General features: G+C 68.9%; 17 protein-coding genes. 6 read left to right on the top strand and 11 right to left on the bottom strand.

What is annotated here, in order from left to right; genetic code table 11:
- Positions 1-15 precede the first annotated feature (15 nt).
- From AZOLI_RS22240 to AZOLI_RS32680, 9 genes are all read right to left on the bottom strand, one after another.
- On the bottom strand, positions 16-1,161 hold the full coding sequence (locus tag AZOLI_RS22240; protein ID WP_014249433.1) for a DUF1513 domain-containing protein: 1,146 nt from the start codon (positions 1,159-1,161) through the stop codon (positions 16-18).
- Between the two features lie 21 nt (positions 1,162-1,182).
- Complete coding sequence (locus AZOLI_RS22235) at positions 1,183-2,298, bottom strand: imelysin family protein (protein ID WP_044552775.1); 1,116 nt, start codon at positions 2,296-2,298, stop codon at positions 1,183-1,185.
- Positions 2,299-2,347: 49 nt separating this feature from the next.
- Positions 2,348-3,664 (bottom strand): di-heme oxidoredictase family protein, encoded by a 1,317-nt coding sequence (locus AZOLI_RS22230; RefSeq protein WP_014249431.1) that lies wholly within the window; start codon positions 3,662-3,664, stop codon positions 2,348-2,350.
- Between the two features lie 94 nt (positions 3,665-3,758).
- Positions 3,759-5,243 carry a multicopper oxidase family protein gene (locus AZOLI_RS22225; protein ID WP_014249430.1) on the bottom strand — a complete coding sequence of 495 codons (1,485 nt, stop codon included), beginning with the start codon at positions 5,241-5,243 and terminating at the stop codon, positions 3,759-3,761.
- A gap of 135 nt (positions 5,244-5,378) precedes the next feature.
- A complete protein-coding gene (locus AZOLI_RS22220; RefSeq protein ID WP_014249429.1) occupies positions 5,379-6,653 on the bottom strand; it encodes an imelysin family protein in 1,275 nt (424 codons plus the stop codon).
- A gap of 179 nt (positions 6,654-6,832) precedes the next feature.
- Positions 6,833-7,990: a trans-sulfuration enzyme family protein gene (locus tag AZOLI_RS22215; RefSeq protein WP_014249428.1), complete on the bottom strand. Its 1,158-nt coding sequence runs from the start codon at positions 7,988-7,990 to the stop codon at positions 6,833-6,835.
- 100 nt (positions 7,991-8,090) lie between these two features.
- Entirely contained in the window at positions 8,091-9,173 is a 1,083-nt protein-coding gene (locus tag AZOLI_RS22210) for an AbrB family transcriptional regulator (protein WP_014249427.1), read from the bottom strand.
- Between the two features lie 122 nt (positions 9,174-9,295).
- Positions 9,296-10,660 (bottom strand): globin-coupled sensor protein, encoded by a 1,365-nt coding sequence (locus AZOLI_RS22205; RefSeq protein ID WP_014249426.1) that lies wholly within the window; start codon positions 10,658-10,660, stop codon positions 9,296-9,298.
- Positions 10,661-11,183: 523 nt separating this feature from the next.
- On the bottom strand, positions 11,184-11,354 hold the full coding sequence (locus AZOLI_RS32680) for a hypothetical protein (RefSeq protein WP_162488374.1): 171 nt from the start codon (positions 11,352-11,354) through the stop codon (positions 11,184-11,186).
- A 112-nt stretch (positions 11,355-11,466) separates the two neighbouring features.
- Here AZOLI_RS32680 and AZOLI_RS22200 point away from each other — a divergent pair, with 112 nt between their 5' ends.
- Complete coding sequence (locus AZOLI_RS22200) at positions 11,467-12,654, top strand: quaternary amine ABC transporter ATP-binding protein (protein WP_044552993.1); 1,188 nt, start codon at positions 11,467-11,469, stop codon at positions 12,652-12,654.
- Positions 12,647-13,570 (top strand): ABC transporter permease, encoded by a 924-nt coding sequence (locus tag AZOLI_RS22195; protein WP_014249423.1) that lies wholly within the window; start codon positions 12,647-12,649, stop codon positions 13,568-13,570. Before AZOLI_RS22200 ends, AZOLI_RS22195 begins: the two co-directional genes overlap by 8 nt.
- A gap of 2 nt (positions 13,571-13,572) precedes the next feature.
- Here AZOLI_RS22195 and betI read toward each other — a convergent pair whose 3' ends face one another.
- The gene (gene betI, locus AZOLI_RS22190) at positions 13,573-14,148 is read right to left on the bottom strand and encodes a transcriptional regulator BetI (protein WP_014249422.1); all 576 of its coding nucleotides are present in this window, start codon (positions 14,146-14,148) and stop codon (positions 13,573-13,575) included.
- A gap of 347 nt (positions 14,149-14,495) precedes the next feature.
- Between betI and AZOLI_RS22185 the strand changes: the two genes are divergently transcribed.
- Positions 14,496-15,470, top strand: a complete 975-nt coding sequence (locus AZOLI_RS22185) for a choline ABC transporter substrate-binding protein (protein WP_014249421.1) — start codon at positions 14,496-14,498, stop codon at positions 15,468-15,470.
- Between the two features lie 115 nt (positions 15,471-15,585).
- Positions 15,586-17,202, top strand: coding sequence for an NTP transferase domain-containing protein (locus AZOLI_RS22180; RefSeq protein ID WP_014249420.1), 1,617 nt, complete (start codon positions 15,586-15,588; stop codon positions 17,200-17,202).
- Between the two features lie 105 nt (positions 17,203-17,307).
- On the opposite strand, the gene AZOLI_RS22175 is transcribed toward AZOLI_RS22180, so the two are convergent.
- Positions 17,308-18,006: a type 1 glutamine amidotransferase gene (locus AZOLI_RS22175; protein WP_014249419.1), complete on the bottom strand. Its 699-nt coding sequence runs from the start codon at positions 18,004-18,006 to the stop codon at positions 17,308-17,310.
- 187 nt (positions 18,007-18,193) lie between these two features.
- Between AZOLI_RS22175 and AZOLI_RS22170 the strand changes: the two genes are divergently transcribed.
- Positions 18,194-19,708 carry a bifunctional metallophosphatase/5'-nucleotidase gene (locus tag AZOLI_RS22170; protein ID WP_014249418.1) on the top strand — a complete coding sequence of 505 codons (1,515 nt, stop codon included), beginning with the start codon at positions 18,194-18,196 and terminating at the stop codon, positions 19,706-19,708.
- 109 nt (positions 19,709-19,817) lie between these two features.
- Entirely contained in the window at positions 19,818-20,873 is a 1,056-nt protein-coding gene (locus AZOLI_RS22165) for a hypothetical protein (RefSeq protein ID WP_014249417.1), read from the top strand.
- Positions 20,874-20,876: the final 3 nt, after the last annotated feature.

Below are 20,876 nucleotides of genomic sequence, written 5' to 3'. Positions count from 1 at the left end.
ATGCTGCAACTCGCGTTACACCACCCGCCGCGTCAGGTGGTTGTCCCAGCGGAACTCCGGCGCCCGGCGCTCCGGCCCTGCCTCGGCGGTGTTCGACACCGGCTCGATCACGCCCAGCCCGCTGGTCGCCAGATACCCCTCGCCGTTCGGCGCCAGCCCACAACCGTCGGCCAGCGCGGTCGAGCCGAGCCATGCGCCCGTCGCGGCGTCCCACAGCCCGATGATCCCGCCCAGCGGCGAACTGGCCGCAACGGTCCTGCCGTCCGACGCGACGCTGCCGATATAGCCCTGCAGGCGCGACAGCACGTCCTCCGGCGTGTCGAACAGGCGGACGGACCCGCTGCCGGGGCGGTGGGCGCCGGTCAGGGGCTGCAGCATGCCGATGGGCCGCTCGTCCTGCGTGCCGAAGGCGATGCCGCCATCGTCCAGCAGGGCGATGTGGCGGATGCCGAGGTTGCTGTGCTCCTCCGGCAGGCGAACCTTGTCGAGCAGCCTGCCGGTCGCCGCCTCCACATAGGTCAGCGAGGCGTCCATGCTGTCGAGGTTCAGCTTGGCCCGGCCGGTGTCGGGATGGGTGATGACGCCGCCGTTGGCGACCGCCAGCGTGCTGCCGTCCTGCATCAGAACCAGCTCGTGCGGTCCCAGACCATGGGTCGGGATGGCACCGATGCGGCGGTAATTGTCGGTGGCGTCGTAGACGCCGATGGCTCCCTCCTCGCGCGGGACGTCGTCCTCGGCGACATAGAGGGTGCGGCCGTCGGCGGAATAGTCGCCATGGCCGGTGAAGCGGCGGTCGTCCGGTGCCCGCACCACGGGACCCGGAGTGCCGTCGGCCAGCGACAGGGTCAGCAGCCAGCGGCCGGGCCGGCGCGCGAACACCACCGCCTCCGCCATCCCCGGACGCGGCGTGATACCGTGGGCGCGGCCGGGGGTGGGGGTGGTGAACAGCACCTTGCCGGCAGGGTTCAACGCCGCGACGCCGTAGCTCGGCTCCGCCCCGGCGGTGGCATAGGCGTTGAGGTAGATCGCGCCGTTGCCGGCGGCATGGGTCTTGCCGGTCAGCATGGCGAGCAGCCCGCCGCCCAGCAGACGCCCGCCTGCGATGAGACGTCCGCCGAATGCCGGGCCGGCGAGCAGGCCGAGGATGTTCCGGCGGTCCATCGCTCCCCTCCCGCTCATGGTTCAGTCCCCATCCAGTTCGTTGAAGCCCAGCGTGATGTCCAGCAGCGGGGCGAGCGTGCCCAGCATCTCCACCCGCGCCGCCTTGATCAGGCGCAGGGCGCCGTCGGCCTTCTTGCGGGCGGCGGGATCGGTCACCGCCTTGTTCAGCGGACCGGGCACCGCCTCCACCGCGCCGATGGCGGCGGCGAAGCTCTCATCGATCGCCTGCCGGGCGGTCGCCCCGTCATCGCCCGGCGGCAGCAGGGAGACGAAACCCGGCCCGCCATGCTCGCCCATCAGCAGGGCGCGCAGCCCTTCCAGGTTCAGCACGATGTTGCGGAGCGCCCGGCCGCTGCGCAGGGCCTCGACCACCGTCGGCTTGGCATCCTCGATGCCGGTGCCGAGCGGGGCCATCAGCTTCTGGTCGATGATCACCTGCATGGCGGTGATGGCGGAGGCATAGAGCGTGTTCACGGCCTCCGACGCGGTGGGGCCAAGGACGGTCGCCTGACCGGCGGCCAGCGGCGCCTCCAACTCCTTCCAGCCGTCGCGCGCATCGGTCGCGATGGCGGCGACGTTGCGGGCGGCAGCGGCGGCGAGCAGCCCGCGGAAGTGCTTGGCGTCGCTGCCGGTGAAGCTCTCCACCGTGACGTTCTCGTCGAACAGCAGCCGTTCCAGCACGGTCAGGCCCTGCACGGCGGCGCTCTGGCGGGCAAGCGCGCCCGGCTGCAGCAGCTTCGGGTCCTGGTCGCGCAGGATCTGGCCGATCTGGCGCTGGACCACGCCCGCCCGTTCCGGCCAGAAGGACAGGCGGTCGGCGCGCAGGTTCACGGTCAACGGACCCGGCCGCAGATGCTGCACGCTGGCCCAGGCGTCGGTGACGCGGGTGTGGGCCGTCCGCGCTTCCTCCAGCCCGGTGGCGCTGGGGCCGGCGGCGAAGCGGTCGAGCGTGTCGGCATAGGCGGTGGCTGCGGTCACCAGCGCATCGAAGCGGAGCAGGGCGTGGGTGCGGACCATGCCGGCCAGGAAGGAGCTGTCCTTGTCCGACTGGCGGGCGGCGAAGGCCGGGGTCCGGGGCAGCAGCGCCGCCACGGCGGCAGCCGCCGACATCAGTCCAAGCACTATGCGGCGTCGCATACGATCAAATCCCTTCTGCCGGTTACGCGGATCGAAACCCCGCCCACCTTTACAAACCCAGCACGTAGCGCACCAGCCGTTTCCGCTCCGCCGCCGGCAGGGTCATGAAGCGGTCCTTCGCCCCCGCCGCCTCGCCGCCGTGCCACAGGATGGCTTCGGTCACGCTGCGGGCCCGCCCGTCATGCAGCAGCGACAGCTGGCCGTCCCTGGCCGCGAGCCGGTTCAGCCCCCACAGCGGCGTGGTGCGCCAGTCGCTTCCGCGCGCCTCGCCCATCGGCAATGCGTCGCCCAGGGCGGGGCCGAGGTCGTGCAGCAGCATGTCGCTGTGCGGGAAGATGTCGCGGTTGGACAGGGCCGGATGCGCCGGGTCCTCCCCCGTGCGCCAGGACGGGCGGTGGCAGGCGGCGCAGCCGGTGTCGGCGAAAAGCGTGGTGCCGGCCTTGTCCTTCGGCGCCTCCAGGCTGCCGTCGGGCGGCAGGTCGCGCAGATAGCCGTCGATCAGGCCGATCACCGTGCTGGGGATCTCCAGCCCCTCGAACTGCTTGGAGTCGCCGTGCGGGGCGTTGCGGCAGGCGGTCTGGGCCGGGGTGCAGTCGCCCCATGGCTCCGGATAGGCCGGGGTCGACATGCCGATGTCGAGGCTGAAGGCCTCCGAATCCTGGTGGTCGAGCGTGGGATGCATCGCCTTCCAGCCGAAGCGGCCGACCTGACGCTTGCCGTCCACCGTCACATGGTTCACCCGTCCGGCCACCGGTCCACCGGACGCCGCCTGCCGCGCCGCCTCGGCCTCGATGGCTTCGGCCGGGATGCGGTCGAGCAGGCCCATGCCATGGACGCGCGGCGGCACACGGGCGGACATCGCCGTCGCCTGGGCCAGCGGTCCATAGCCGAGATCCTCGACGACCGGGGTGGGGTGGCGCAGCCGGACGGTCTCGCCGTCGGGGAAGCGCACCGTCTCCTCCCGGTAGGTGACGCGGGGGCGTCCTTCGATTACCTGCCCGAGGATGGCGTTCGACTGGATCTGCCGGCCATAGACCGGGTCGTCGTTCAGCTTGATCGCATAGCCGACGCCCTGGTCCCCCTCCACCGCCGGGTCTGGCGGACGGCCGCCGCCGCCACGCGGATGGCAGGTGGCGCAGGACCGCGCGTTGTAGAGCGGACCGAGGCCGTCCGCCGCCTGGGTCGCGGTGGGTGCCGCCACCCACATGCGGCGGAACAGAGCCTCGCCGATGCGGTTGTCGAGGCTGTCGGCGGCCTGCGCCGCGGGGGCGAGCAGCAGGAACAGGGCGGCAAATGCAATCGAATGGACGGCACTCTTCCAATTCGGGACGTCATCCCCGCGAAGGCGGGGATCCAGGGTCTGCATGATGGCACTCGCGGGAAGGACTGGATCCCCGCCTTCGCGGGGATGACGGGAACCGGTTTCCATTGGATGGCGCTCCGCCTTGCATCCAAGCTTTTCAAGCAACGCGGATGTATCCCATCATGCCGGTGTCCTGGTGTTCGATGATGTGGCAGTGGAACATCCAGTCGCCGGGGTTGTCGGCCTTGATGGCGACGCGCAGGCGTTCCTTCGGCTCCAGCAGGACGGTGTCGGCATGGTGGGGCACCACCTTGCGGCCGTCCGACGACAGCACCTTGAAGGTATAGCCGTGGATGTGGATCGGGTGCAGGTGCGGCGTCAGGTTGGCCAGCTCGAAGATGTAGCTCCGGCCCTTCTCCAGCGTGACCAGCGGCGGCGGCAGATGCTCGTGCCCGCCCTCCGGCCAGCTCTGCTGGTTGATTGCCCAGAAGGTCTTCGCCGACAGGCAGAGCGAGTCGGCATAGGGCAGCCCGGCCAGGATCGCCGGCTCGAAGCTCTGCGCCACCGCGGTGGCGGAGAAGGCCATCGGGATGACCGGCGCGTCCTTCAGATCCGGCTCGGGAATGGCGGAGGCGGGCAGGGCGCGCGGCTTGAAGCGCTTGTTGGGCAGTGCGGGGCCGACGGCGCGGAAGGTGGCGAGCGGCCTGGGCTCGGCGGAATAGACGTTGGTCAGCCGCAGGGTCTGGCCGGCCTTGGCCGGGGCGCGGAACAGCACGTCGATGCGCATCGCCGGTCCCATCGGCCAGCCGTCCAACGGGCGGGGCGGCAGCGGGTTGCCGTCGACCGCGACGATCCAGGCCTCCGCCCCCTCCACCCGCAGGTCGACGACGCGGGTGCTGTCGACGTTGTAGAAGCGGGCGCGGATGTCGCCGTTGGTCGGGACCTCGATCACCGGATCGATGGCGCCGTTGACGGTCGACACGCTGCCGAAGGTGCCGGCGCGGGCGGCGCCGCGGTCGGTGATGAAGGTGCCGAAGCTGCCGGACTTGTCCAGTATCCAGTCCTTGACCAGACAGACGATGTCGGCGTCGAACTTCGGCGCGTCCGGCTCCTCCACGATCAGCACGCCGGCTAGGCCGCGGCCCAGCAGCTCCACGGTGTTGCAATGGGGATGGAAGAAGAAGGATCCGGCGTCGGGCGGGGTGAATTCATAGACATGGCGCTCGCCGGGCTTGGTCGGCGGCTGGGTCAGGTAGGGCACACCGTCTTCCAGGTTCGGCAGGCGGATGCCGTGCCAGTGGATCGAGGTGTGCTCGTCCAATCCGTTGACCAGGGTGGCGCGCAGCCGCTGGCCCTTGCGCATGCGGATGATCGGACCGGGGAAGCTGTCGGCGTAGGTGATCAGCGGCGACGGTTCGGCAGGCTCCGGCAGGATGCGCTGAAGGCGCTGCTTGGCGACCAGTTCCACTTCGACCAGATCGCCGGTGGAAGTGATCGGCGCCGGTCCGCCAAGGCCGGGCTTCAGGGCACCGGCAGCCGGTGCGGCGACCCCGGTGCCGCCCAGTGCCGTCGCCGCGACGGCGGCTCCCCCGGCGCGTAGAAGGGCACGGCGGGACAGGAGTGCGGCGAGGCGGTGCGGCATGACGGCGGTCCGAAAACGGCAGACGGGAAAAAGCCGGCTCCGGCCCCGCCCCATCCGCGCCGGAACGGCCCGGAAGGGAAGGTGGGGGGGACGGTCATGCGCGGATGGGGCGCGGGACCGGAGCCGGATGCAGGCTTACTTGCCGACCTTCGACGGATCGTCGAGGCTGTCGGACCCCTGGACGTTGATGGAGACGCCCAGGGTGCTGACGGCGCCTTCCAGCGCCTTCTTCTGGTCGACAAGACGGTCGACGGCGGTGGCCACCAGCTTGTTGCCCACCTCGTTGTCGGCGGCAATCATCTGGTCGTAGGCCATCTTGCCGCTGTCGGCGGTGTCCTTGATCGCCTGCATCGCCTTCATGGTCTCGGCCATGGCGGTCTTCACCGCGGCGTCGGCATCGGCGGACTTGGCGGCGACCAGCTGCGACAGCGAGGCGCCCGACACGGTCTTGCCGTCGGTGCGCTTGTAGCTGCCGGTGTAGACGTTCACCATGCCGACTTCGTCGTAATAGTGCGAGTTGTGGGTGTTGTCGGAGAAGCAGTCATGCTCCTCCTCCGGATCGTGCAGCATCAGGCCGAGCTTCATGCGCTCGCCCGCCAACTCGCCGTAGCTCAGCGAACCCAGGCCGGTCAGCATGCGGGCGATGCCCTCACCTTCCGGGGCCTTGGCGATGGAGGCGCGGGCCTTGCCCTTCGGCGCCCAGTCGGCGGTCATCTCGGCGAGGTCGTCGACCAGCATCTGGGTGGCGACGGTCAGATACTGGGCGCGGCGGTCGCAATGGCCGTTGGTGCAATCCTTGCCCTTGGCATAGTCGGTGGCCTTGCGCTCGCCGGCACCGGGGCCGGTGCCATGCAGATCCTGGCCCCACAGCAGGAATTCGACGGCGTGATAGCCGGTGGCGACGTTCGCCTCGACCTTGCCGGCCTCGTGCAGCTTCTCGCTCAGCAGGCTCTTGGTGATCTTCGACGCGTTGATCGTCTTGCCGCCGGCCGTGATCTTCGGGTTGGCGATGACATTGGCCTTGGCGTAGGGGTTGCTCTCTCCGCCGGCATAGCCGTCGTCGACATAGTCGATCAGGCCCTCGTCCAGCGGCCAGGCATTCACCTTGCCTTCCCATTCGTCGACGATCGGGTTGCCGAAGCGGAAGGCTTCCGTCTGCATGTAGGGGACGCGGGCGACCTTCCAGGCCTCGCGCGCCTTCGCCAGCGTCTCTTCCGTCGGGTTGGCGACCAGAGCGTCCACCGCCTTCTTCAGGGCCTTGGCGCCGTTGGTGGCGTCCTCATAGGCGGCATGGGCGATGTCGGCGTAGTTCTTCGCCACGTCCTTGTAGGCCGGCGCCGCCGCCTGGGCGGCGAACGGCATCAGGGCAACGACGGCTACGGCGGCAAGGCCGGCAGCGCGCTTCGACATGGAGGTCTCCTCGAACGTCGGTGGTCTGAAATGACAGCAAGTGCGACTGATTCTCAGGGAATAACGTCGCGAATCATTCTCACTGTCAAGCCCTATCCGCGTTGGGGGTACTCGGAAAAGCGGCTGCGGCCGGTGGCTGCGTCGATATTGCCGGGCGACGAGGGGGATGAGGGCGTCCCTCAGCCCTGGCGGCTAGCCCGATTGAGTGCCTGGCCCAGATCTTCGAACAGGTCGTCGGGCGACTCAAGGCCGACCGACAGGCGCAGCAGGTCGCCGGGAACCGGGGAGGTCGGGCCTTCGATGCTGGCGCGGTGTTCGATCAGGCTTTCCACCCCGCCCAGCGACGTGGCGCGGCGCCAGACGCCGACATGGGCGGCGGTGTCGATGGCGGCCTGGGTTCCGCCCTTCACCCGGATCGACAGCATGCCGCCGAAGCCGCCGGTCATCTGCCGCGAGGCGATGCCGTGGCCGCGGAAACCGGGCAGGCCGGGATAAAGCACCTCCGCCACCTGCGGATGGGCGGACAGCCGCTCCGCCAGGGTCATGGCGGCGGCGCACTGCCAGCGGACGCGGGCGAACAGGGTGCGCAGCCCGCGCTGGAGAAGCCACGCCTCGAAGCTGCCGAGGATGCCGCCCTGCTGGGTCTGCACCGCCTTGATGCGGCTCCAGAACTCGTCCTTGCGGGCGGCGGTCAGGGTGCCGGCGACGACGTCCGAATGGCCGTTCAGGTATTTGGTCGCCGAATGCATGACGATGTCGGCGCCCAGTTCCAGCGGACGGGTCAGCACCGGGGTCGCCACCGTGCTGTCCACGGCGAGCCAGGCCCCGGCCTCATGCGCGAGTTCGGCCACCGCGGCGATGTCGGTGACGGTCCAGAGCGGGTTGGCCGGCGTCTCCAGCCAGACCAGCCGCGTCTCGCCGGGGCGCAGCGCGGCCCGGACCGCATCGGTGTCGCTGCTGTCCACCCCCTCCACCCGCAGGCCCCAGCGGGTCGCCGGACCATGCACCCAGTTGCGGAAGGCCCAGTACATCACGTCGGGAACGATCACATGGTCGCCGGGATCGAGCGCCTGGAACACCGCCGTCGCCGCCGCCATGCCGGAGGCGAACAGCAGCGTGTCCGCGCCCTTTTCCAGTTCGGTGATGGTCCGCGCCGGAATGTCGAATGTCGGGTTGTCGGCACGGGCATAGACCCGGCCGCGGTCATAGCCGTTGTCGGGGTCGCGGATGTAGGTGGTGGAGGGATGGATCGGCGGAATGACCGCGCCGCTGGCGGCGTCCTCGAATCCCAGGGCGCCGGCGGCAATGGTTTCGGGACGGTGGGGGCGGTCGGTCATCGCCGGGGGACTCCGGATCGGGGCGTAGGGGGCCGTGAGAATACGCCCCGGATCGGCACCGGCGCAACGCCGCGTCGCGGCAGTGCCTTTCACCGCATGCTCAGGCGTAGCGGGCGATCAGGCGGGCCAGCGGCGGTCCGCACAGAACCACCACGAACAGCCGCAAGGTCTGCAGCGCCAGGACCAGCGGCAGATCCACCCCGGTGCCGAGCGCGATCACCACCACGGAGTCGAGGCCGCCCGGACTGGTGGCGAGGAAGGCGGTCAGCGGGTCGGTCGGCAGCAGCGTGACCAGCATCCAGGCCGACAGGCTGCACAGCGCGATCATCAGCGCAGTGGACAGCAGCATCTGCGGCACCGCACGGAACGCGTGGCCCAGCACCTCGCGGGTGAAGCGCAACCCGATGCTCCAGCCGATCACGGTATAGGTGACGGTCAGCAGCATGTGCGGCAGTTGCAGCGATATCCCGGCACCGGTCTGGACCAGCGCCCCCAGCACCATCGGGACCAGCAGGGCGCCCGACGGGATGCGGAACCGGTGCCCGATCCAGCCGCCGACCAGGGCGACCAGCAGGGTCGCCGCCAATCCGGCCGGATCCAGGGTCTCGACCGGAGCGGCGGCCGGCACCGGGCCTTGCGGACCGGCGGTCAGCGCATGGGTGACCAGGGAGGCGCTGAGCACCACCAGAACCACCCGCAGATACTGCATCACCGCGACCAGCCGGGCGTCTGCGCCATGCTGGCCCGCCATCGCGACCATGGCCGAGGCGGCTCCCGGCGACACGCCCCAGGCGGCGGTGGTGCCGGGCAGGCTGCCGTAGCGGACGAAGAGCCAGCCGACGATGCCGCTGACCATCACCGTCAACCCGACCGTTCCCAGCATCAGCGGCCAGTTACGGGCGATGGACAGCAGGATCGACGAGGTGACGGCATGGGCGACGAGACAGCCGATGATCGCCTGGGCCATGGTGAAGCCGGACGGCGGCACCCGGATGGAGGCCCCGCCGACGCCGAAGGCGATGGCTCCGATCATCGGCCCGATCAGCCAGGCGGCCGGCAGCCCGATCCAAGCCAGCCCCAGAGTGGCTGCCCCCGACAGCGCCAGCAGACCCGCCCATTGCGCCAGCTTGCCGGCCCAGCCCCTCGGCCGGCCGGCTCCCGTCCGATCCCCCGCACCCGCCACGGACTCATACCTATACGAATAGTTTGCGACCGGAGCATGCTGCCTGCCGCAGGACCTTTCCGTCCAGCGGCAGGGCGGTCGCGGCAGCCATGCGTTGTGGGGGCGGTGCGGGCGGGGTGGGGTCAGCCGGCCGAGCGGATGCGGCTGAGGAAATCGTCGACACCCCGGTTCAGCTCGTCCGCCTGACGGTGCAGCAGGCCGGCGGCGGACAGCACCTCCTGCGCGATTCCACCGGTTTCCGCCGAGGATTGCGTCACCTGCCCGATGGAACCGGTGACCCGTCGGGCGCCGATGGCCACCTCCTGCACGTTGCGGGTGATCTCCTGGGTGGCGGCGGTCTGTTCCTCCACCGTGGCGGCGACGGTCGTGACGATCTCGTTGATCTGGGTGATGGTGCGGCCCACGGCGTGGATCGCCTCGGCGGCATTGCCGGCCGCGCTCTGCATGCCGGCGATCTGGGTGGAGATGTCCTCCGTCGCCTTGGCGGTCTGGTTGGCCAGATGCTTCACCTCATTGGCGACGACGGCGAAGCCCTTGCCGGCCTCCCCGGCGCGGGCGGCCTCGATGGTGGCGTTCAGGGCCAGCAGATTGGTCTGGCTGGCGATGTTGTTGATCAGGTTGACCACCTCGCCGATGCGCTGCGCCGCTTCGACCAGGCCGCTGACGGTCCCCTTCGTGCGCTCCGCTTCATCGACGGCGGAGGACGAGATGCGCGAGGATTCGTTGACGTGGCGGCTGATGTCGGAGATGGAAGCGGAGAGCTGCTCGGTCGCGGCGGCGACGGTCTGCATGCTGGACGAGGCGATCTCCGTCTCCGACGCGACATCGGTGGAGCGGCGGCTGGTTGCGGTCGCGATCTCCGACATGCGGCGGGCATGCGCCTGCATCTGGTCGGACGCGGCGACCGTGCCCTGCACGATGCTCTTCACGCTGTCCTCGAAATCGCCGGCCAGCCGGTTCAGGGTGGCGCGCTTGCTGTCCTCTTCGGCGGCCTTGTAGGTCTCCAGCAGCAGTTCCATGTCGAACCACGTCACCTTGGTCAGCGCTTCCAGCTGGGCGGCACGGGTGCGACGGCCGGCTGCACCGAACAGGCCGGCGATCATGCCATCCTCCCCGCCACCCGTCAGCCCCAGTTCGCGGGCGATGTTCGTGCTGACGACGAAGTGGCAGATCGAGACCGCGTAGGCCGGAACGCCGTTGCCGTAGAACAGAGACGCCAGCCGGCGGGCGGACTCGGCGAAGCTCTCGTCGAGCCGTCCGGACGCGGCGCGGGACCAATGGTCGACACGGGCGGCATGCACATCCGGCCGCTTCAGTGCCGACTGGATCTCCGGCCACGCCTCGAAGTGACGGTGCCACTGCTCAAGGAGTCCGGGAAGCCTGCGCTCGGCAAAATCGCGGTTCTCCCGCAGAATGGCGAGATCATCGTCGGTAATGGCAAAGGCGGCAAGACGCTTGGCATGCCCGTTGGACAGCGCGACACTCATGCTCGGACGATCCTCTATTCCGAATTCTTTCGTGCGGCTGCCGCAGCCGCTGGCCTCCGGCCAGCAGCCTGGGTGGATTGTTGCAGCCAACAATCGCTTCAAACCGCGGAACGACGTGCGACTATAAAGCACCAAGATTACGCATGCATGAAGTGTAATTTTTTAGATAAATATTTCGTACACGGTGGATCGAAGGCCTAAAACGTTCGACCCTGCATATTTTACTTACTGATACATACGTCCGATCGGCCATTCGCCAGGGTCATGCTCAACAGAAGTGGAATCAATCCCCGACAGTCGCAGGTGGAAAGGGAAAATTCGGAGCCACTTTGCGCTTTCGCCAAGCCGCCAAGCCGTTGCCTCAGGGTCCCCCTGAGCGTTCGAACCGGAGGTCGCTTGCCAGGGCCGCCCAACGACCGCAACAGCGACAAACCCAAGGGCGGCAACCACAGCAGATACAACTTTCGACAGGATACAGAAGGCGCCCACAATCCCGCCAATCCGGTGAAGACGCGCCCGGAAGTCAAATCCGGCAAACCCTGCCGATCCGCGCCGCAACCGTCTGGCCCTGCTCTTCCAGATTGAAAATGGCAGAGAATGGCCGACTTCCCGAAGCCGCGGCGGTATTTTTCATTGAACGATCAATCAAAATAAAATGCGCTGCCCGGTGCGGCGAGATGGGCAACGTCGTCATCAAAATGCAAATTCCGTGAACGCGGCTATCGACCGCGCCCTCGTCTCGGGGCAATCTACGGCCCGATTGCCATCATCCCGTTCTGTTGCGTTCCGGAAGTCTTGCCATGTCCATGAACCTGCCCACATCCACCGGCTCGTCTTCGACGTGGACTGGAGAGGTGCGCCTGACGGTTCGCGGCCTGCGCAAGGTCTTCGCCGACGACCCGCGTCCGGCGCTGGAGATGCTGCGCCGCGGCGCGACGAAGGCGGAGGTGCTGCGGACGCTGAACGTCAATGTCGGCGTGGCGGAGGCCAGCTTCGACATCCGGGCCGGCGAGATCTTCGTCATCATGGGCCTGTCCGGGTCCGGCAAATCGACCATCGTCCGTCTGCTGAACCGGTTGATCGAGCCGTCTGAGGGGGAGATCCGGCTGGACGGCCGTGACCTGACCCGCCTGTCCTACGGCGAACTGGTCGAGGTGCTGCGGCGGGACATGAGCATGGTCTTCCAGTCCTTCGCCCTGCTGCCCAACCGCACCGCCCTGGAGAATGCCGTCTTCGGGCTGGAGGTCGCCGGGGTCGCGGGCGGGCAGCGGCGCAAGGCGGCCATGGCGGCGCTGGAGCGGGTGGGGCTGGGCGCCTATGCCGACCGCTATCCGGATGAACTGTCGGGCGGCATGCAGCAGCGGGTCGGGCTTGCCCGCGCGCTCGCCAAGAATCCGACGATCATGCTGATGGATGAAGCCTTCTCCGCGCTCGATCCGCTGATCCGCACCGATATGCAGGACGAGCTTCTGCGGCTTCAGCGCGAGGATTCCCGGACCATCGTCTTCATTTCCCACGATGCGGAGGAGGCGATGCGGCTGGCCGACCGCATCGCGGTGATGGAGGACGGGCGCATCGCCCAGATCGGCACGCCCGCCGAGATCCTGCGGGCGCCGGCCGACGATTATGTCCGCGCCTTCTTCCGCGGCGTCGATTCCACCCGCGTTCTGCGCGCCCGCGACCTCGCCCGCCCGCCGACACCGGCAGACGCCATGGGGGACGGGGAGGGGACGCGTTTCCGTTACCGCACCGATGCCGCCGGCCATTTCCGCGGCGTTCTGGCCGGCGACTGCAGTTCGGCGCTGTTCGGGCTGGAACCCGTGGCCGCTGACACCCCGTTGCACGCGCTGTTCGGCCGGGTCGCCGCGGCGCCCTGCCCGCTGCCGGTGGTGGAGGCGGACGGTCGCTTTGTCGGCGTCATCTCCCGCGCAGCGCTGCTGGCGGCGCTGGACCGGGGCGAGGGTGCCGGCCGCGGCGAGGTGCGTCATGGCTGAGGCGGCGATCCTCGACGTGGAGTGGCTGAGCGAGACCATCGGCGGCGGCATCGCCCGCGGGTCGGAATGGCTTGTGGCGACGATTCTCGACCATGGTCAGCCCGCGCTGAGCGCCATCGCCGGGGTGGTCGACGGGCTGGGCGGCGCACTGGACGACCTGCTGCTGGGCGTACCGCCCTGGCTGCTGGCGCTGGTGCTGGCCGCAATCGCCCTGTGGCGGGTGGGGCGGGGCTTCGCCCTGTTCACCCTGCTGGCGTTCGGCGGCATCTTCGTGATGGGCCTGTGGGAGCCGACGATCTCGACCCTTGGCCTCGTGCTCGCCTCCACCGCGCTCAGCCTGATCGGCGGGGTGCCGCTGGGCATCTGGATGGCGCGCAGCAGGATCGCCGACGGGGTGGGCAAGACGCTGCTCGACCTGATGCAGACGATGCCGGCCTTCGTCTATCTGATCCCGGCGGTGATGTTCTTCGGGCTGGGGCGGGTGCCGGGCATCATCGCGACGGTGGTGTTCGCCATGCCGCCGGCGGTGCGGCTGACCGCGCTCGGCATCCGGCAGGTCCCGGAGGAGCTGGTTGAGGCCGGCCGCGCTTTCGGCTGCCGCGGCCACCAGCTGCTGTTCAAGGTCCAGCTGCCCAATGCCCTGCCGTCGATCATGGCCGGGGTGAACCAGACCATGATGATGGCGCTGTCGATGATCGTCGTCGCCTCGATGATCGGCGCCGGCGGGCTGGGCAACGTGGTGCTTCAGGGCATCCAGCGCCTCGACATCGGCCTCGGCGTGCAGAGCGGGCTGAGCGTCGTGCTGCTCGCCGTCGTGCTCGACCGCATCACCCAGAGCTTCGGCCGGGGTTTCGGGCGGGGTGTTCGCCGCCGGGGCGCCGCCGGAACGGCCGAGCGGCGCTGGTGGCGGCGGTGAGGTCAGGCGTTCAGTTCGGAATCGAGGTAGCCCAGCGCCACCGCCCGCGCGGCGCTGCCGTCGATGGCGCCGGTCAGGGCGAAGCGCAGCCACAGCCCGTCGATCATCGCCGCCAGCCCGAAGGCCACCCGCTCCGCCCGTTCGGCCGGCAGCAGGGCGCGCAGGGCGTGCAGCAGGTTGGAATGCAGGCGGCGGGCGTTGATGCGCTGCAGCCGCGCCAGCGCCGGATTGTGCGGCGCCTGCGCCCAGAAGCCCAGCCATGCCGCGACCACCCGCGGCTCGAACTGGCCGGGGGCGAAGTTGCAGTCGACGATGGCCTCCAGCCGCGCACGCGGCGAGTCGGCGGTCGCCAGCCGCTGGGTCGCGTCGTCGCGCAGCTGTTGCAGCATGCTGCGCATGGTGGCGGCCAGCAATTCGTCCTTGCCGCCGAAATAGTGATGGATGATGCCGGGCGACACGCCGGCCCCGCGGCTGATCGTCTGAACCGTGGTGTCGACCAGTCCATGCTCGCCCATCGAGGTGATGGTCGCGTCGATCAACTGACGGCGGCGGATCGGTTCCATTCCGACTTTGGGCATGGGGCGAGCGGTCTCCTGTCCTTCTCAGCCACGGCCGGCCGCAACCGGCACCTTGGCTTGGGCGGTAACAAATGCGCCATTTTCGCCGCTCCGTCGATGACGAAAACGGCAGACCGGAGCAATGGATTTAGCCGTGGGGAGAAGAAGGAAAGCCCCTCTCCCCTTGCGGGAGAGGGGTTTGGGGTGAGGGGTGCGGTCCAGCTTGAAAAAGCTGGGGATCAGATTTCCTGCCGGCCTTCGCCGGTCCCACCCTCACCCCAACCCCTCTCCCATCGAGGGAGAGGGGCTTCGATCCGCAGCCTGACAAGCAGACCGGACGTACCGGAAACACAAAAGGAGTTGAGGATATGAGCGGATGGATGGCCCTGGCCAAGGGGATCGCGGGCGTCGGCGTCGCGACGGCGGTGGTGCTGGGTGCCGGCGGGGCTCTGGCCGCCGACCCGGCCTCCTGCAAGGCGGTGCGTTTCGGCGACGTCGGCTGGACCGACATCGCGGCGACGACCGCGCTCGCCTCCGTCACGCTGGACGCGCTGGGCTACAAGCCGATCACCACCATGTCGTCGGTGCCGCTGGTCTATACCGGGCTGAAGACCAAGTCGCTGGACGTCTTCCTCGGCAACTGGATGCCGACGATGGAGCCCTTCCTGAAGCCGGTGCTTGAAGACGGCTCGGTCGAGGTGACGCGGGTCAATCTGGAAGGCGCGAAGTACACGCTGGCCGTCCCGAAATACGCCGCCGACGCCGGGCTGAAGACCTTCGCCGACATCGCAAAGTTCAAGGACAAGCTTGGCGGCAAGATCTACGGCATCGAGGCCGGCAACGACGGCAACCTGATCATCGACAAGATGCTGAAGGCCGACGCCTTCGGCCTGAAGGACTTCAAGCTGGTGGAATCCAGTGAGGCCGGCATGCTGGCCGAGGTGAAGCGGGCGGCCCGCAACAAGGGCTGGGTCGTGTTCCTGGGCTGGGAACCGCATCCCATGAACAAGAGCTTCGAGCTGACCTATCTGGAGGGCGGCGACGACTGGTTCGGCCCCGACCTGGGCGGCGCCACCGTCGCCACCAATGTCCGCAAGGGCTACGCCGCCGAATGCCCGAATGTCGGCAAGCTGCTGTCCAACCTGTCCTTCACCCTGGACATGGAGAACGCGGTGATGGGCGACATCATGAACGGCAACAAGAAGCCCGATGCCGCTGCCAAGGCCTGGCTTAAGAAGAACCCCGAGGTGCTGAAGGGCTGGCTGGACGGCGTCACCACCATCGACGGCAAGGACGGTCTGGCGGCCGTGCAGGCCAAGCTGGGCGTGGCCGTGAAGTCGTGACCTGACGGGGGGTTCCGGCTGAAGGGTTCGACCGGCGGAGGCGACCGGCCCATTGCTTGGCCGTGTTGCGGTCGCCATATCGGAGGTCATTCCTTCGTGCCCACCCGGAGCCCCCATGTTTTTCGGCCCGCTTCCCCTGTCCGACGCAGAGGGCGCAATCCTCGCCCATTCGCTCCGCCTGGGGGCGCTTGCGTTCAAGAAGGGCCGGCGGCTGTCGGCCGGTGACGTGGCGGCTCTGCGGGAGGCGGGCATCGGCGAGGTGATCGCGGCCAAGCTGTCTGATGCCGACATCGCGGAGGATACCGCCGCGACCCGCATCGCCGCCGCGGTGGCGGGCGGCGCCGTGCAGATCGCCGCCGCCTTCACTGGCCGCGTCAACCTGTTCGCCGAGTCGCGCGGGCTGCTCCGCCTCGACCCGGCGCGTATCGACGCGATCAACGCGATAGACGAGAGCGTCACCATCGCCACCCTGCCGGATTTCGCCCCGGTCGAACCGGGCCAGATGCTGGCGACCGTCAAGATCATCCCCTTCGCCGCCCCCGCCGCCGCAGTGGAACAGGCGGAGCGTCTGGCGGCCGACGGAACGCCGCCGCTGGCCGTCATGCCCTACCGCCCGCTGTCGGTGGCGCTGATCCAGACCAAGCTGCCGGGGGTTAAGGACAGCGTCCTCGACAAGACGGTGGGGGTGACGCGGGAGCGGGTGGAGGCTCTCGGCGGCACGCTGGTCCATGAAGCGCGCTGCGCCCATGATGAAGGCGCACTGGCGGAGCTGATCGCCGCGATGCCGGCCGCTGACCTGTTGCTGATCGCCGGCGCTTCCGCCATCACCGACCGGCGCGACGTGCTGCCCGCGGCCATCGAGCGGGCCGGGGGCGTGGTGGAGCATTTCGGCATGCCGGTGGACCCCGGCAACCTGCTGCTGCTGGCCCGGCGCGGGGACAGGCCGGTTCTGGGCCTGCCGGGCTGCGCGCGCTCGCCCAAGCTGAACGGCTTCGACTGGGTGCTGCAGCGCATCGCTGCGGGTGTGCCGCCGGGCAGGGCGGAGGTGATGCGGATGGGCGTCGGCGGGCTGCTGGCGGAGATTCCGACGCGCCCCCTGCCGCGGGCCGGTGTGGCCGCGGAGACGCCGCGGGCGCCGCGCGTCACCGCGCTGGTGCTGGCGGCCGGACGCTCCAGCCGGATGGGACCGACCAACAAGCTGCTGGCGGAGGTGAACGGCGCGCCGCTGGTCGCCCGCGCGGTCGATGCCGCCCTGGCCTCCCAAGCCGCCAACGTCATCGTCGTCACCGGCCACCAGGGGGAAAGCGTGGCGCAGGCGCTGGCCGACCGCCCGGTGACCTTCGTCCACAATCCCGCCTTCGCCGAGGGGCTGAGCAGTTCGCTGCGCGCCGGGCTGGCGGCGGTTCCCGGCGAATCGGACGCGGTGGTGGTGTGCCTGGGCGACATGCCGCGGGTGGCGTCCGCCGTGATCGACCGGCTGATCGCCGCCTACAGCCCGCTGGAAGGCCGCGCCATCTGCGTGCCGACCACCCATGGCAAGCAGGGCAACCCCGTGCTGTGGGACCGCGCCTTCTTCACCGAAATGGCGGCGCTGACCGGCGATGCCGGGGCGAAGCGGCTGATCGGCCAGCATGCCGACCGGCTTTGCGAGGTGCCGGTGGAGGATGCCGGCATCCTCTATGACGTCGACACCCCCGACCTGCTGGCCCGCTTTACCGAAACCGCCGGCTAGAGTGTGATCGGTTCAAGCGGAATCGCTTGAAGCGTGAATCACACGGAAAACCATAAGCTTAGAGTCTGTCTGGTGCTTCAATAAGCACCAGACAGACTCTGAGGGTCAGCGCGCCAGATCCAGCCAGCGCCGGGTCATGGCGCGGGTGAATTCCTCCGCCACCGGCAGATGGGTGGCGATGGAGTCCTCCAGCCCGTGCAGCATGTCGGCATTGCTCTCCCGCGCCTCCTCCCGGATGCGGGAGGCCCAGCCGCGCAAAATCTCGCCGGTCGCCTCCGGGTGGAACTGGAAGGCGTAGGTGGCGCGGCCGAGCCGGAAGGCCTGTCGGTCGCAGGCCTCGCTATAGGCCAGCGGCACGGCGCCCTCGGGAAACTCGAAGGTGTCGTAATGCCACTGGGCGAGGTTCAGCTTCGGACCGAAGCCGCCCAGCAGCGGGTCGTTCTGCGCGCCGTCGGTCAGGCTCACCCGGTGGATGCCCAGTTCCGGCGTGGTGTGGCGGTAGACCTTGGCGCCATAGGCACGGGCGGCGAGCTGCGCCCCCAGGCAGATGCCCATCACCGGCCGGTCGGCATCGGTGAACTCGCGGATCGTCTCCATCACCCGGCCGAAATGCGGTCCCTTCGCGTCGTCCCAGGCGTCCTGCGGACCGCCCAGCACCACGAGGCCGGCATAGCCGTCCTTGTCGGGGATCGCCTCCCCCTCGTTGGCGGCGATGGTGTGGAGGGTGGCGCCGTTGTCGGTCAGCGCGTCGCCCACCAGACCGATGGGAGCGGTGCGGCTGTTCTGAACGACCAGGATGCGCATGGGTCTGCTCGGCTCGCGTCGTTGGCACGGGTGTCATCAAGTTGTGAGACCGTCGCGGGCAGAGTTCAAGCCGCAGGCGCTCCGGATCCCATGCTCCGCCCCGCAAAGCCGCTATGCGTGCCGCCGGGCTGCTGGTTTAGAGTGCCTGTTACCTGTCCTTTTCTGGTCCGCGCCGGAGGTCCGCCCCATGCCGTCCCGCATCCGTCTTCTCGCCGCTCCGTTGATCGCCGCCATTCTCGGCATGGCCATGCCCGCTTGGGCGCAGAACGGCTCGCTGACCTTCCTGCACATCAATGACGTGTACGAGATCGAACCGGTGAAGGGACAGGGCGGGTTCGGGCCGCTGATGACCCTGCTGAAGCGCGAACGCGCCTCGGCCCCCGACGCCTTCACCACGGTCGGCGGGGACTTCCTGTCGCCGTCGCTGCTGTCGGGGACGACCCAGGGCGAGCAGATGATCACCCTGTTCAACGCCATCGGCGTCGATGCGGTGACCTTCGGCAACCATGAATTCGACTTCGGTCCCGACGCGCTGAAGAAGCGGATGGCCGAGTCGAAGTTCCCCTGGATCGGCACCAATGTGCGCGCCGCCGACGGCTCCGCCTTCGCGACGACGGTGCCGAGCTGGACGAGGACCGTCGACGGCATCGCCGTGGGCTTCATCGGCCTGATCACCCCAGACACCGCCCGGCTGTCGAGCGCCGGCCCCGGCCTCAGCTTCCCGCCGGTGCTGGAGACGGCGGCGGCGGCGGTGAAGGAGTTGCGGGCCAAGGGCGCCGCTGTCGTGGTGGCGCTGACCCACCTGACCATCGAGGAGGACCGGCAGCTGGCCGCCAAGGTCAAGGGCATCGACCTGATCCTGGGCGGCCACGACCATGACCCGATCAGCGTCTATGAGGGTTCCACCCTGATATTGAAGGCCGGGCAGGACGCCCGGTATCTCGGCGTCGTCAAGCTGGCCGTGACAACCAAGGATTCCGGCAAGGGCCCGGCGACCATCACCCTGCCGACCGAATGGCGCTTCGTCACCACCGCCGGCGTCGCCCCGGATCCGGAGGTCGAGGCGGTGGTTGAGGGCTATACCAAGCGACTCGACAGCGACCTCGCCACGGTGATCGGCACCACCGCGACCGAGCTGGACAGCCGCAAGGACGTGGTGCGCAGCCGCGAGTCCAGCATGGGCAACCTGATCGCCGATGCCCTGCGCGAGACGCTGAAGGCCGATGTCGCGATCACCAACGGCGGCGGCATCCGCGCCGATGCGCTGCACCCCGCCGGTCATCGTCTGACCCGCAAGGATATCTTCGCCGAACTGCCCTTCGGCAATGTCGGGGTGCTGGTGGAGATGTCGGGGCAGGACCTGATTTCCACCCTGGAGCACGGCGTCGGCAAGGTGGAGGAGAAGGCCGGCCGCTTCCCCCAGGTCTCCGGCCTGACCATGACCTACGACCCCAAGGCCCCGGCCGGCCGCCGGCTCACGTCCGTCACCGTGGGTGGCAAGCCGGTCGAGCCGCAGGCGACCTACCGCGTCGCGACCAACGATTACATGCTGAAGGGTGGCGACGGCTATGCCGCCCTCCCGCGTTCCAAAGTGATCGTCGATGCATCGGGGGCGGTGTTGCTGGCGACCATCGTGATGAATTATGTCGAATCCAAGAAAACGGTCACGCCCGCGGTGGAAGGACGGATCGTGGCAAAATAACGCAGCCGCCGGGACATTATCGGGCCGCGACACGACACTCCGTTGCGCGGGTGCGGCATTTCCCTTTAGGGTAGCCCGCTCGCCCTATGTCCGCGCCGGAAGCCGCCGCATGTCCGATACCCTGCCCAGCCGTTCCAACGACTTCGCCCAGACCTTCAACACCGCCCATGGCGAGGCCGGTCTGGGCCGGGTGTCGATTGCCCATATCCTGCAGCGCATCCAGGCGGAGCCGAACTTCCTGTTCAGCGAGGAATTCCGGCAGGGCGGCGGCCAGTGCCCCTTCCATGCCGGCAAGACCGAGGGAGCGCCAGAGGGAGCGAAGGACGGCGCCCCGCCGATCCCGCAGGACGATGCCGACAAGGTGGCGGTCAACAGCCTGCTGGCCCTGCTGTTCAACCGGTTGCGCGACCACATCGCGGCAAAGCTGCCCTTCGATGACGAGGGGCGGCCGATGCTGCCGATCCCGCCGCGCTCCCCCCACGGGCTGGACCCGGCCGACCGCGCCGCCATGGCCGCGGCGGAGCCCGACGTTCTCTGCTCCGTCCTGCGCGACGCAACCTGCCACCTGCTGGATGGGCTGATCACCGGCTGGGCCGTCGATCTGGTGCATGAGGAGGAGTATTTCCGCTCCCAGGGGACCGGCGCCATCTCGCTGGAGGCGGCGGCGACCTTCGTCCTGCGCAGCGTGCTGGAACATTCGCCGCTCTACCAGCGCGCTGGCTACGACATGCTGTCGATCACCAAGACCGGCAGCCATACCGCGATTCACATCTGCTGGGCACTGGTGGAGGCGGCTCCGCTGCTGGTGCCCGGCCGCGACGCCGCCTTCTACGACGACCTCGTCCACCGCAGCCTGAAGCAGATCGTGCCGCTGTCGATGGCCAGCCTCGGCATGCTGGTCCATTACATGGAAGAGAGCGGGATCGAGCCGGCCGACGGGCTGGCCGTGCATCGGCTGCCCAAGGACCAGACCGCCTTCGTGCTGGACGGCAACGGGCTGATCCGGCTGAACGCCGATCCCATCGTCACCTTCGCCAAACCGGGCGAGCGCTACTATACCGGCTGCCCGGCCTTCTACACCACCAACCTGATCAAGCTGTATCTGGACATCGTGGCCGGGCTGGCCCTGGAATATTCCGTCTACGACCGCCTGCAGGAGGGCTGACCC

It is taken from the genome of Azospirillum lipoferum 4B, from assembly GCF_000283655.1.
Lineage (GTDB): Bacteria > Pseudomonadota > Alphaproteobacteria > Azospirillales > Azospirillaceae > Azospirillum > Azospirillum lipoferum_C.
The sequence above is the reverse complement of the archived record's forward strand: the minus strand, read 5'-3'. Positions and strand labels throughout refer to the sequence as shown.